This window comes from Paracoccus sp. NBH48 (genome assembly GCF_015390265.1).
GTDB classification, from domain to species: domain Bacteria; phylum Pseudomonadota; class Alphaproteobacteria; order Rhodobacterales; family Rhodobacteraceae; genus Paracoccus; species Paracoccus marcusii.
In genome coordinates, this window is the sequence record NZ_VUOJ01000011.1 from 1 (window position 1) to 12,393 (window position 12,393).

The window sequence follows — 12,393 nt, forward strand, 5'->3', positions numbered from 1 at the left end:
ATGTCTCATTCGATGAGACTGCCCTTGCTCTTTCAGCACTGCGAAATTCCGGCCGAGTTCAAGCCGCCACTCAAATCCGAGTGGCTGGTCAATCATCCATTGCGGACGGCCAGGGTGGTTCAGGCATCGCTTACGATCACGCAATTCTGGATCAACGTGCGCGCTTTCCACGCTCGCGTCAGTCCCGGCGCCTTCATTGGTCTGGGCGACCGCGGGATGGCCCGCGAGGGCGATAGTAAGAGCTAGGGAAAGCCCAACAACGTTATCATGATTCATCGACCGTCTCCGTTTGCGCGTCGTATCGGCTTGGCAGGAATACCTCTAGCACACCGCGCTTTCCGTCGCGCTTTCCGACATGAATAACCACGTCGATAGAGCGTACCACATAGGAAATCATGTCCTGATAGGTCATCTTTCCATCGGCCTCCAACGCGGTCTGCGCCATGCGCTCCACAGCTAGCTCCGCCGTTTCAGCATGTATGGTCGTGATCGAGCCGCCATGCCCCGTGTTGATCGCTTTCAGGAATGTATAGGCATCAGCCCCTGTGACTTCGGATAGGATGATCCGGTCAGGTCGCATTCTCAATGACGACTGAAGTAGCACGTCAGGACTACGGAAGGGATCGTTGCGGTTTGATACCATCATCACCTTGTTGGGCTGGGCGTGGCATCAGGTCAGGCACGTCCTCGATAGTGAGGATGCGTTCGCTGTTATCGACTTGGCCACGAGCCAGCGTGCTATCGACGTTTTCCCCGAGCTGGTCCCGCCACTGACAACAACATTCAGCTTTTCCCTGACGCACATTGTCAGCGCGTCGATCAAGTTGCCTTCGGCCAGGCCCCCAGACACGGTTTGTCAGGCTCTCGCCTTGCCGCACTTGCGCTTTCCGGCCCGTCGCCAAGATAGGCAGGCTCAAACATTTCAGTATCTGATTTGAAGAAACGCATCGCCAGTGCATCCCCGCCGCGAACAACGGGGTGCTGGATCATCTGCGCCCGGATAAGCCAATCGCGGGTAGTTGATCGAAACACTGCCCACGGGATGCTTTTCAGAGATGCGAATATCGCCTTCGGCTGCAATCTGCATCCCGGCATCCCTGACTTCTTCATTTGACAGTTTGATGGGGACAGCTTCATCGAGGCATCCCCCACGTTTCTCATACCAAAACCTGACCGTCAGGATTTACGCAAACTTCAACAAGATCGTCATTCAGAAGATCACGCAGCCGACCGAATGCCTTATCGACATAGCTTTCATCCATCAGAAGATCTCCAAATCGCGATCAACGATGATCGTTACCGATGTCCCTTGGCGAACATGGATGGTCGGCGGCAGATTGATGTACGATCCGATTGCCGTGTCCGTTGCAGACGAGAAATCGTCGCCCACGCCTTGAACCACCGTGGAAACGTCATCGTCCTCTAGTTTGTTAGCGGCAATCGCTGGACCTGCCCCGATAATCGAGATCGCAGCCGCACCGCCAAATCGTTTTCCGAAACGTGTATCAACTGCACCGCCCGTACCGCTCCGGCCCAACTGGTCGGCGCCGTAGGAGGCAATGTTGACCGAACGGTTGCTAGGCGTGAGAATCCGCGTCCACACGATCAGAATGCGTTTCCTGCCCTAGCTCGATGCCGCTGCTGTACTCGCCAAAGACTTTTGATCCGCCCGGTATAAGGACCGCCGATCCATCCATGCTGTGAACGTCCTCGACACCACACCCCGGATTGGTCCGGGCAGGGTGCTGTCCACTGCCGTTTCAAGAGACGCCTGAATGATCGTACCTTGCGGGACTGTGGCTTGTGGCGCTGTGATCTGTGTTTGCCCGCGCGACCGGGACCGGTTCGACAACCCGCTGAACGAAGGACTCGTTTGCGCTAAGTTGGACGGCCCTCAGCCGCGCCGGCTTCCGACGCGCCGCTGTTGTTCACGGCCACAAGGGCCGATTGCGCGCGCTCGCGCTCCAACGCTGCCCGTTCAGCCCCGAAGTTCCTCAAGCCGTGCCCGGTTGTCTAGCTCTAGCTGCGCCTGTCTGTCGCGCTCACGCGCCTCCTCCTCAAGCCGTAGGGTTTCAGCTCGAAGGCGCTCTTGCTCCAAGGGGTCAACTGCCCGCGCCTCGTTTAGCTGCTGCTGAAAGTTCTCCGACTGCTCCAGAAGATCTTGCTGTGCCTTGGTCTGCGCGGCAGCCAGGTCACGTTGGTTCGCGGCAATTTGCCTCGCGCATCCCGGTCAATGAGGCTTGAAGCTGTTCCTCAATGGCACGGGCGCGTTCCTGGTCATTCTCAGCCGTGCTGCGGAGGGTCGCAATGTCGGACGCGAACCGGTCCCGCTCACGTTCGAGTTCTTCACGAAGAACCCTTTCTTGCTCCGTTTCATTTTCCCGCTCCGCAACCAAAGCCCGAGCCGCCGCCAGCTCTGTCTCCAGGTCGGCCAGACGGGCCAGCGTCGCACTGTCTGTCTGTGTCGTAACGACAGGTCGATCAATGAAGATCGGGTCGGGTGCATCTGGCAGTCCAGACTGTCAGATGCCGATCTGTCCTCAGGAAAATCCTGAACATTGCTCGTAGGGATTGCGACGGCTGGCTGTGAAGGTTGCGAGACGGAATTATAGACAGCATATCCACCAATGCCCAAAACCAACGCCGCCGCCGCCAGTCCGGCAGACTTTGCGGCTGATCCTCGCTTCCCGGATGATGTTGCCTTACCTTCAATGTCAGCCATCCTGCTGCGCAGACTGCTTCATCCTTAGCATCAGGTTTCGGCAGGCTTATCGGAGGGCGCGGTTGCGCCTTTACCTTCGATTTCGGCCATTCTGCTGCGCAGATCGTTGCTTTCATCGGTCATTGGAAAAAGCTCCACAATACAGATTTCCTGATTGCCGAGGCGCAGTGCCCATTGCTGCGATGTGCCGCTGACGCGAACAATCCGGCCATCCATGCTTTGAGAGTTGACGCTGCGCTCACGCCCGCCCGTCACCTTGAAGACAGCGGGAACGGGCGAATTTTCGCGGAATCTGAAATACGTGAATGCACCATCATCCCAGATTGCGGTTGGGGTGATTTCGCTGCTGGCGCTGACGCCATAGTTGGTATTCGCGCTGTCCGAACCGGCGTCGTCCCGGCTTGTTGACGTGCCCGTGCAGGATAGGAGAAGCGGACAACATAGAACGGGGTGGCAGTCTCTTTGACGCTGAAATAGTAACTCCGCCGATCCGTGTAGAACCGTCACGTTGGTTTCAACATCACTGGCCGTTGGCTTGATCGCGAAAACCCGGTCCCCCGGTATCGACTGAAACTGGAACGCAGACGTATCACCTGCCCACAATCGACACGAATCCGTTCCCCTTCCTCAAACTCGACCGTGGTGGCACGGGTCAGGGTCACGTTGATGGAATAGACCTGACCATCGACGTGCGGTGTGACGCGGACACGTCCATCATGAGACCCACGCGGCGGCGTGGCTTCACCGAAAGCTGCCGTACCAAGGCAGGCAATCAGCGCGCAGCAAAGTATCCCGGTACGCATCAATCTCTCCTGTCCTGATACAGCTGGTAGTCGGTTACCGTGAAGCCCAATGGATTTTGCCATACGGCTTCGAGTGTCTTTTCCTGCTCAGTTGCGAAGTCGAAGCCGATGACTGCTGTGAAGTTGCCGGTGTTGGACCCATCAGGGTTCGTCAGCCGCTTTCGCATACGAACCTGGACACGATCATCGCCAAGAAGGTTGATGCCGGTTACGACCACATCGACCTGCGGTTCTGTCGCCGTACCGGGTCGGCAGATAGCGTTCACTGCCAGAATCCCAAAGTTCGACCAGACCAGTCCGCGCCGCGCCCAATGTCCTCGAAAGCGCACGATTTATACGAACATCGTTGTCGATCTGGTTATAGGACTCGCGGTCGATCACGTTACTGATAGACGAGCGACTGTACGACCGCAGAACGTTCATTGAGGCTGACGGACCCGATCGCCGCATTGGGCACCGCCATTCCAGTTTCAGGATCAAACGGTACCACGATTGGGGCGGGGGGCTGATGCCAGATCATGACCGCAGCCGAAGAACAGACGGAAACAATGGCGGCGGCGGTCATGCCTGCGAACGCGATCTTCCACAGTCTTTCGCGCTGCATTGCGCCGTAGATGACTTCTGCCTCAAGGATGCTTTTATCGTTATCGGCCATTAGTCGAAATCCGGTTGTGTGAAGTCGGTGAATTTTTCAATGTCGGCAAGCGTTGCTGCATCCAGCACCCCGGTCATTCCGACATTCATGGTCTGGACTGATTCAAGCTGCCACATCGCTGCCATGGCGATTGCCAGTTCAGCGGTGACGCGGGTGTTGTGATCGACCGACGCCTTGAGGCTGTCCATGTTCTGAATTTCTGCCACGAGAACACCGACGCGCTGGACGGACTGTCCGGCCTCGGCGTAGGCGACTTCTGCTGCCGCCGATGTAGCGGCCCCTGTCGTCGTTGCAGCCGCGTTGCGTTCAGCCTCAGGGACACCCGAGGTTGCCATTGCCGTATTTGCTCTTGCGAGGTGCCGCCGCCAGATAGTGCCGCCGCTACACGCCCCTGAACGCCTCTGCGCCTGCACCTTGCAGACCAGACCAGTCGCCTCTTGCACCCTGCATGAGTGTGCCGAGCATATCCGCGTCAAATTCGCCTTCGAGAATGCCGTCCAGGTCAGTGCCCAAGGCAAGTTCAAGAATATCAGTCGGGTTGCTGAGAAGGTTTTCAATGTCACCCAGTTTCGACAAATGCTGGTCCATCAGCTCGATCTGCTCAACGAGCATGGCGATCTGTTCTTCCTGCAAACCCATATCCACAAGCATCTGCTGAAACGTTTCCAACTGCTGCAACAGATTGCGCGAGTCGATAACAGGAACACCCTGCGCATTGGCGACCGTGGGTGTGGAAAGCACCGATGCCGGGAATAAGACCAAAGACAGCGATGCCGAGGTAAATGCGGCTCTCAGGAGTTTCATTGTATTCATCACGCTATCCAATCAGAGGTCAGGTTGGGTGAAATCAAAGAAGGACATGGCTTCTCTTTGCTGAGCGAGGCGCGATGCCTGTTGGGCATATTCGGATTGCGTTCGCGCAGCTTTGGTTTCCGATCCGGGCATTGAGAATGAGGGTTAGTTCAGCCCGCATCATCGTGTTCAAATCGTAGGCGTCTTTTGGGTCAGTCGTGTTTCTGATTTGCGCAACGAGATTGCGAACACGAATTAGCGCCATCTGCGCGTTGTTCATCGAATACTCTGCATGATGCAAAGACCCGGCAGACATGAGACTTGCGCCGGAAACCGCATATAGGGCGGGATCAATTGTGCCTTGAGCCTCGACACCGCCAATTGTGCGCAAGTAACTATTATATTTCTCAGGGATCACCTGAACGTAGTGCTGTGTCTCTGCGAAAGGCGGGACACCACCGTATTCTTCGATCCGACCTGGGCCAGCGTTATAGGCCCCCAATGCAAAGATGATATTGCCATCGAAGCGTTGGAGCTGTGCCGCAAGATACCGAGCGCCACCAACGACCTGAATGTATGGATCGTCGTAATAGGCAGGATAGATACCCAAATCGCGGGCAGTGCCGGGGATGATTTGGGTCAGTCCGAAAGCAGCGGCAGGCGATCTTGCACCTACCTGAAAACGGCTTTCCTGCCATATCAGGGCTTGCATCAGGCACCGCCATTGCAGGGGGGTTAGGCCCGCAGCGGCAACACCGGGGAGGTTGTAAGTATCCTGCGATCCGCGAATTATGATTTCTTCAATGTTCTCTCGCGCATCACCAAAAACAAATCGGCCCCGCAGGGTTCGCAAGAGGTCCATAGACTTCTTCAACGCCTGCCATGTCCGAGTTCCCGCCCATGAACGCGGTCTGGAAAGTGGATACCGAGCTAAACGCCTCAATCATGCGGTCGAGGCTTTCGAGCTGCTGATTTTCGAAGTCCCGGATTTCAGCGCGGTTTGTCGCTTTTTCGACTTGGGTATCTTCATCATGTTCAAGATGAAGATACCCGCGCAGGCGCTCTGCAAAGCTCTGCCCATCGACAACAGGGACACCCTGAGCCATGGCGGACGATCCAAGCAGGACAGCTACGATTGCCGCACCGATCCCGCATGCAGGGGATTTAATGCGCCTGGTCACCGCACAGCTCCTCTTTGATACCTTCAGCCATCGCCCGCGTTTGGGCGTTGGTTGCTGCATCCGGCGACGTGGCAGCAAAAGAGAACACCGCCGTTTGCCCAGGCAGCGGTTGAAAGTCGCACCTTCCGCTAGGGGCACCGCTGCTTGTGAAGCACTTACACCGCGCTTCACGCTCCTGCGTCGAAGTGCAGCCAGCGATAGTCAGAATACCGACGACCAAGAACACGGATTTCATCATTTCGCTTTTTCTCCAAAAATCAGGGGTTTCACGGAAGTCTGGGCCTGCTACCGAAAGTCCGGCCGAGCCACCGCCAAGGATGTGAAGGTAGTCGCCAAGGGACGACAGGTCGGCATCGAGGACGACCGAGTTTTCATCATCGCGGAGCAGGAAATTACGCCCGGCGGAACGCGATGTGACAATATCCAGCTCAGCAGCATTGAGCCGCAAAGCCTGATAATCCTCGTAAGAAGACTTCCCATCAGGAAACAGAATTTGCGTTGGGAAGAACGAGAACACGCGATCACCGACCTTGGAACGCGCCAACTGCGATGCGTTCTGAGTCAGCATGACGACAACCGCATTCTGCTTGCGAAGCGTTGCAAGCCACCCCTCGATCACCGTTGCAAAATAGGGGTTGTCGATTGCCTTCCACGCTTCATCAATGAGAACGATTGTGCGGGTACGGTCGCGCATCTGGCGTTCGATCCTGCGGAAGATATAGCTCAGGACAGCGGTACGCTCACGGTCAGACTGCGCATCCAAGATCTGCGTGAGATCGAAGCCGACGACATTCCCATCCAGCGAAAATGTATCCTCAAGGGTTTTCACCGAACACCCAACCGAACCGGCCACCCTTTTGCCCATTCCGCAACGCGGGCTTGCACGTGCCCGTCATCATCAGTGGAGGCAAACTGCTTTGCGAAAATGTCCCATTTCCGCAACGAGGGGGCGGCGGCAGCATTGCGGCGGACGTTTTCGAGGATTGCGCGGGTTTGAAGGGACGACAGTTCTTCATTCGGCGACAAGATATTAGCCAGCCAATCAGTCAGCCATGCCGTTCCTTCTTCGTCAGTTTCGACCCACAGCGGGTTCAGGCCAGTCGGCATACCGCTTTCGATGGTCGAATATCTGCCCCCCATCGCCCGCGTGACCATTTCAAGGCCGTGGCGATAATCGAAAAACAAAAATCCGCGTGTCGGCGCGTTGAGCTTGCGACAAGAGGAAGGATGCCAGAACGGTTTTACCGGAGCCGGTTTCCCCCAGGACGAGCGTATGACCTGCAGGCGGCTCACCTTGGCCCGATCCGCGCCGATGGAAGCTGAACCTATAGGACGACCCATGCGCAGTCGGAAAGACGGCTACGGGAGTTTTCCACGGAAGCACATCGCCGGTTTTTCCGAGCGGCGTCCGATGAAGGGACGAATAGTCGGCAAAATGTACATTTGTGATAACGTTCAGCCGGGACCGAGCCGCCATGTTTCCCGGAAACTGAGCGAAATAGTGGGCGCGTTTGACAAAGCTATCCTTGACCAGCCTTGCCCCCGCATTGGTTGCAACGCCTTCCAGTTCGGACATTACTTCGCGAACGCGCGCCTCGCTGCGATCCACGATGGATATTGATAGCTGATGATAACCTAAAGAGACGTCCTGAACCAAGACGCTTTCATGCAATGCGCCGAGGGCTTCACTGGCATTGGCCCGAACGTCTGCCGTAGACGACATGATCCGCCGCTTGCGCTCGATCAGGTCTGCCGCAGCATTATTACCCATAGGCGAGAAGCTTTGGCTGATGACGTAATCGCACGGCAGTGCGAAATCATCGAAGATCGTGACCCATGATTGAGGCGGATAGGTTTTGAGCGCACGGATTTGTCCATACCGATCACCCAAAGAACCATCGGTCAGCTCGAAGCCGTCTTTGGTGAACGTGACACGATCAGACAGCACATCGTCGGCAACGACTGTCAGTGCGCCGCTTGGATAGATGGGTCGTTCATCCGCAGTCTGGACCGACCCCAGGAAGCCAAGCAGTTCCCCAGACGAGGCAGTCAGAATACGGGTCGCGTTTCCGCCAATAGCCGACCGCATGAACCGGCATACTTCTTCAAGAAGCTCCAAATCTTTTGCATCGCCAGCACCTTCGATAAGGCTGCTGGCACGGCTAAACAGGCCAGCCGTTTTCTTGAGACGACCTGTCCGGACAATCGAAATGGTAAGCCTGCTATCGCGCAGCTCGCTAGACGCAAGACCATCCCGCCACCGCTTGTCTACAGCAGAGGAAAAATCATTGCCCTTGAGGGGTTCAAGACCCTCGGTCAGATCAACCTTACGGCTAATTTTGTGGGTATAAACCGTGAAATTCGGGCCCATTTGCGCCAGGACACCGGCGAAGGCCCGCTTCATGCTGTCCAGATCTTTATCCGGTGTCGTAGCTGCATTCAGCCCCTCGACACGAATGCAGGTCATAAACGAGTTGTCGCGGAGACGAACCGTATGGTCATTCACCAACGTCACGTAGGGGACGTGCATAAAGCCATTTTTAATCAGGTTTCGTTGGGCAACGATATTTGCGGCAATCGCAGATAGATCAAGCGCCATAGCTGTCACCCCCGAACATCTTGCGGGTTCTGGTTCCCGGAACGACACGCGATCCGATCAGAAGAACATCGACCACTTTTTCATCCTTCTCCGCTGCCCAACGGCAAAGCCCGTAAACAAGAATGCACCAAAAGATTGTGAATACGCTCACAGACCAAATTAGCGGGAGAACGGTCCCCCCCATAAAAGGTAACGCGAAGCCATAGGGTAATCCGAACAGCTTTGAAGATTGCGTCAGCGCAATATAAAAGGGGGTCCGTTCCATCATTATGCGGTGCCGCCCCAGATCGACTGAATCACAGTCGGAACAACGCCAATCACGACGATGATAAGGAGCAGGGTGAAAACACGCCCCCAATCAATGAAGTTGAACGCGCCGCCGATAAGGACGAATACCGCAACGATTGTCATGACAGTTCGACCCGTCACACCGGTAAGCGCAGTGAGGATCGAGTTGAGCAGTGAATCGACTGCACTCAAATCAATCTCTTGAGCAAAGGCAGGTTGCGACCATAGCACAGCCGTAACCGCAGCCAGTGCGATTAAATTCCCGGTTCATAGTTAGCTTCTCCTAATTAGGGGAGGGGTTTCGTTAAACACAGCCATCACTTTGCGCACGTGACCCTGTGTTTCTCGATACGGCGGGATACCCCCATGCCGTTCGACTGCATCCGGACCCGCGTTATATGCAGCTAGTGCAAGTTCGCTGGAGCCGAATTGGCGGAGCATCGCTAATAGATAGCGTGCCGATCCGTCCAAATTCTGGTGTATATCGTGGGGATCAACGCCCAAATCTGCGGCAGTTCCCGGCATAAGCTGGCCCAGCCCAATTGCCCCGACATGAGAACGGGCATTAGGATTGAACGCACTTTCGATTTGAATGTTCGAGCGGAACAGCGCAAACCCATTCGGTTGCCGACAATCCCGCTTGAGCTACTGCCCGATCACTAGCGTACTTAAAACCAGTCTGGTGAATGGCATCAAGAATGTCTGCCCGTGGGAGGAGAACGCGGGGGGCGATGAAAGACATGCTTTCAGCCGGAACATCCGCAACAGGTTCCAAGGGCTTTTGGCCGAAGACAACAAGGCTGTTGCCCTGGTCATAGTTTACAAAGCCGCCCTCGCCTATAACCAACACGTCGGCAGAGGCGGTGAAGGCGTGAGACAGGATTATCGACGATACAAGGACACCAATGGCGCGATTAGGGCGGCGCTGATTCGTCCTAGCTTTGGAAAAAGCCTCTTTGCCGTAGGCTGGAATAGACAGGCATTAGGGGCTGTACTGGTAAAAGAGGGAATTGAGGCCATACGAAGAATGGCCTGTCCAAGAGACGCATTCGCCTTAAGTGTCGGACCTCCAATCTGCCGTATAGCGGCCATCTTTAAATAGTTCAAAAGCCTGCCCCTTTTGCATTGGCATTATCAATCCGGGGAAACCCCAGAGCATAAGTTTTGACGCAACGCCCGACACAGTGAGCGATGTTTCTGGTTTGTTTCTGACTTTATAGACCAATAACCGGCGGGATTTTTTATCGGCCGATAAGACCTCGTATATCCACTTGCCAACTACTGCTGTTCCTTTCTTGGAAACGCTTTCTTGGCATATGACGATTACCGATCCGCCCTCATCTACGACTTGCGTAACTTCCTCGCTGAGTATCACTGGCGGTATGACTAGACTCATTGGTGGCTCCTGCTCATCGACAGGTGCCTTACTGCACTATGTTGGGTTGCTCGCACTAGCTGGTTTTAACTAGATCACCATCTGAGTACCAAACCATTCAACATGCGTCAACAATAAATGAATTGTTTGTTTAACATTGTTGAATTGTTTAGGCCAGTTCGCGCACCGGGCACTCAAAGACTTGGAACGATCCTTCGGAGTTGCTGGCGACGGGGCCTAGTTGCTTGACGGGCCACGACAGCGAGTTTGCCATTCGCTGAAATGCGGGCGATCCAAGGAACAGGACCGTCTCAGCGCCTTCCTCGCCCAAGAACGTGTTGATCTTAGCAAGGATCATCCTGGACACGTCGCGCGACCCGGTGACTACCATGCGGGTAATCTCCCAGACTTTCTCATTCATCGGCGGGACCGCGTGGCACAGCTCCTGCGGCAAACCGGGCAGCACGCCCAAGCAGGCGTCGCGGATCATGTAGCTATACTGGATTTGGCCGGTCCCACTAATCTGGTCAGTACGGCGAAGCCGTGCCCCTCCGACTACAAGGCCGTTCAACGTGGCAACAACATAGATCGTATTGAAGGAGTCGTACTGTTCGAACTCCAGATCTTCGGCATGGAACAGGGGCCATTCCAAACGATCTACGAAAATCTGCTTACGCAGCTTTAGGTATTCGTTGACCAGGTGCCACCTGTCCAGGTCCTCCGGGCAACGGATAACCTCGACCTGATAGCCGTCGCGTGATGCGTCACTGAACATGCGGCTTGGCTGCATCTTGACCATTGGTACCCACCTCGAAAACTTCCGTTGAGCCGATGAATAGGCGGATGCCTTCGGGTGTGACGGCCCACACGCCCTTGTTCGAAAACTTCACGGTGATCTCTTGGCCTTCCTGCATATGGTCAAACATCGACAGCAGGTTTTGGGCCATATCGACGGTGAAGTTTGCCTCGGCGGAGATAACCACGCCCCTCGGGCGCACCTTGGCGGTTAAGTCGGTCATCTGTCCCTCCTATGGCATTTCGCCGGTTTGCTTGAGCATCACTTACGACGTGAAATTAACCATTGACACCAACATGTCCTTTTGGTCAGTTGATTAGTGCAAAACGCATTTTTTTCTTGACAGGCTTAAAATGATTGAACTCGTGATCCCGAATCATGAAGATGAACTTGCTGTCCTCGAACGGATCGGCAACGGAGGTTTCATCCTCGGCCTTGGCCTAAAATTTGGAAAACCTGATTTCTGCCTCAACCGATATTCCGACGCTTGGACAAAAAAGTACGAACAGGAGAACTACTTTTTCGGCGATCCCATGACCGTTTGGACCATGGCCCGCACAGGAATGATCCGCTGGTCAGAGTGCAGCCTTCCCGATCTACGGGGCGTGATGGCTGACGCAGCCACCCATGGTCTTGTCTACGGCGCAACATTTGTCGAAGTGGTGAAAGGCAAACGGTCATTCCTTTCCATCGCTCGAAACGACCGAGAGCTGACTGACGCTGAGATGGATTTGCTCATGGGCCGTGTAAAGGCGTGGGCAAGCCTTTTCACGAGCTATTGGAAATCCATTGGGCTGACCCAGGGCGAGATCGACGCGCTGGCCTCGATCAAGGGGGGAGCCAACCAAGATGATGCCGCTGAGACCCTGCACATCAGCCGGTCGGCATTGCGACAGCGACTATCTACGGCGCAGGTCAAACTCCGGGCACCCAACTCCGTCAGCGCAGTCGCACGCGCCGCTCAGATGGGCATTATCTGAAATCTAGCAGGATTAGTCGTGAGTGATGGGAAGGGTAGGGGAAGGCATTGCGCTAGCCTCAGCTCAGAAAGTGACGTGGAGGCGCACTATGGGTCTCCATACACATCCAACAGTCGTCATATCCACGAACCACGAAGTTTGGTAAATCGCAATGGTGTGGGCTCGGCACTTGGTGATCCGGCACATTGCGGCTGCGGTTGGC

19 protein-coding genes and 1 pseudogene are annotated in these 12,393 nt (G+C 55.4%); 2 read left to right on the forward strand and 18 right to left on the reverse strand.

Features of this window, described 5'->3' with window-relative positions; genetic code table 11:
- Positions 1–246, forward strand: a 246-nt coding sequence (locus F1642_RS15060) for a hypothetical protein (RefSeq protein WP_206692778.1), incomplete at its 5' end; no start/stop codon positions are given.
- A 19-nt stretch (positions 247–265) separates the two neighbouring features.
- Here F1642_RS15060 and F1642_RS13775 read toward each other — a convergent pair.
- The 18 genes and pseudogenes from F1642_RS13775 to F1642_RS13860 all read right to left on the reverse strand — a co-directional run bounded on the left by F1642_RS13775 (position 266) and on the right by F1642_RS13860 (position 11,434).
- A complete protein-coding gene (locus F1642_RS13775; protein ID WP_194886481.1) occupies positions 266–646 on the reverse strand; it encodes an ATPase, T2SS/T4P/T4SS family in 381 nt (126 codons plus the stop codon).
- Positions 647–819: 173 nt separating this feature from the next.
- Positions 820–1,137 carry a hypothetical protein gene (locus F1642_RS13785; RefSeq protein ID WP_194886608.1) on the reverse strand — a complete coding sequence of 106 codons (318 nt, stop codon included), beginning with the start codon at positions 1,135–1,137 and terminating at the stop codon, positions 820–822.
- 124 nt (positions 1,138–1,261) lie between these two features.
- Positions 1,262–1,612 carry a TrbI/VirB10 family protein gene (locus F1642_RS13790; protein WP_370582888.1) on the reverse strand — a complete coding sequence of 117 codons (351 nt, stop codon included), beginning with the start codon at positions 1,610–1,612 and terminating at the stop codon, positions 1,262–1,264.
- Between the two features lie 1,140 nt (positions 1,613–2,752).
- Positions 2,753–3,325: a TrbG/VirB9 family P-type conjugative transfer protein gene (locus F1642_RS13795; RefSeq protein ID WP_255522463.1), complete on the reverse strand. Its 573-nt coding sequence runs from the start codon at positions 3,323–3,325 to the stop codon at positions 2,753–2,755.
- Positions 3,326–3,524: 199 nt separating this feature from the next.
- Positions 3,525–3,791, reverse strand: a complete 267-nt coding sequence (locus F1642_RS13800) for a type IV secretion system protein (protein ID WP_194886484.1) — start codon at positions 3,789–3,791, stop codon at positions 3,525–3,527.
- 116 nt (positions 3,792–3,907) lie between these two features.
- Positions 3,908–4,180, reverse strand: a complete 273-nt coding sequence (locus F1642_RS13805) for a VirB8/TrbF family protein (protein ID WP_194886485.1) — start codon at positions 4,178–4,180, stop codon at positions 3,908–3,910.
- Positions 4,180–4,515: a type IV secretion system protein gene (locus tag F1642_RS16055; protein WP_255522464.1), complete on the reverse strand. Its 336-nt coding sequence runs from the start codon at positions 4,513–4,515 to the stop codon at positions 4,180–4,182. The genes F1642_RS13805 and F1642_RS16055 overlap by 1 nt, the downstream gene beginning before the upstream one ends.
- 46 nt (positions 4,516–4,561) lie before the next feature.
- On the reverse strand, positions 4,562–4,984 hold the full coding sequence (locus tag F1642_RS16060) for a type IV secretion system protein (RefSeq protein WP_255522465.1): 423 nt from the start codon (positions 4,982–4,984) through the stop codon (positions 4,562–4,564).
- A gap of 43 nt (positions 4,985–5,027) precedes the next feature.
- Positions 5,028–5,834, reverse strand: a complete 807-nt coding sequence (locus F1642_RS13815; protein ID WP_194886486.1) for a lytic transglycosylase domain-containing protein — start codon at positions 5,832–5,834, stop codon at positions 5,028–5,030.
- Positions 5,791–6,153 carry a hypothetical protein gene (locus F1642_RS13820; RefSeq protein WP_194886487.1) on the reverse strand — a complete coding sequence of 121 codons (363 nt, stop codon included), beginning with the start codon at positions 6,151–6,153 and terminating at the stop codon, positions 5,791–5,793. The genes F1642_RS13815 and F1642_RS13820 overlap by 44 nt, the downstream gene beginning before the upstream one ends.
- Complete coding sequence (locus F1642_RS13825; RefSeq protein WP_194886488.1) at positions 6,137–7,006, reverse strand: hypothetical protein; 870 nt, start codon at positions 7,004–7,006, stop codon at positions 6,137–6,139. The genes F1642_RS13820 and F1642_RS13825 overlap by 17 nt, the downstream gene beginning before the upstream one ends.
- Positions 6,979–7,338, reverse strand: a complete 360-nt coding sequence (locus F1642_RS13830; protein WP_194886489.1) for a hypothetical protein — start codon at positions 7,336–7,338, stop codon at positions 6,979–6,981. Before F1642_RS13830 ends, F1642_RS13825 begins: the two co-directional genes overlap by 28 nt.
- Positions 7,310–8,752 (reverse strand): hypothetical protein, encoded by a 1,443-nt coding sequence (locus tag F1642_RS13835; protein ID WP_194886490.1) that lies wholly within the window; start codon positions 8,750–8,752, stop codon positions 7,310–7,312. Before F1642_RS13835 ends, F1642_RS13830 begins: the two co-directional genes overlap by 29 nt.
- Positions 8,742–9,020, reverse strand: coding sequence for a VirB3 family type IV secretion system protein (locus F1642_RS16615; protein WP_370582880.1), 279 nt, complete (start codon positions 9,018–9,020; stop codon positions 8,742–8,744). Before F1642_RS16615 ends, F1642_RS13835 begins: the two co-directional genes overlap by 11 nt.
- The gene (locus F1642_RS13845) at positions 9,020–9,295 is read right to left on the reverse strand and encodes a TrbC/VirB2 family protein (RefSeq protein ID WP_370582889.1); all 276 of its coding nucleotides are present in this window, start codon (positions 9,293–9,295) and stop codon (positions 9,020–9,022) included. The genes F1642_RS16615 and F1642_RS13845 overlap by 1 nt, the downstream gene beginning before the upstream one ends.
- Positions 9,296–9,313: 18 nt before the next feature.
- A pseudogene (locus F1642_RS13850) lies at positions 9,314–9,815 on the reverse strand (lytic transglycosylase domain-containing protein).
- A gap of 769 nt (positions 9,816–10,584) precedes the next feature.
- Complete coding sequence (locus F1642_RS13855; RefSeq protein WP_194886493.1) at positions 10,585–11,214, reverse strand: acyl-homoserine-lactone synthase; 630 nt, start codon at positions 11,212–11,214, stop codon at positions 10,585–10,587.
- Complete coding sequence (locus F1642_RS13860) at positions 11,180–11,434, reverse strand: hypothetical protein (RefSeq protein ID WP_148923758.1); 255 nt, start codon at positions 11,432–11,434, stop codon at positions 11,180–11,182. Before F1642_RS13860 ends, F1642_RS13855 begins: the two co-directional genes overlap by 35 nt.
- Before the next feature lie 130 nt (positions 11,435–11,564).
- On the opposite strand from F1642_RS13860, the gene F1642_RS13865 reads away from it, so the two are divergent.
- A complete protein-coding gene (locus F1642_RS13865; RefSeq protein ID WP_194886494.1) occupies positions 11,565–12,191 on the forward strand; it encodes an autoinducer binding domain-containing protein in 627 nt (208 codons plus the stop codon).
- The last annotated feature ends 202 nt before the right edge of the window (positions 12,192–12,393 follow it).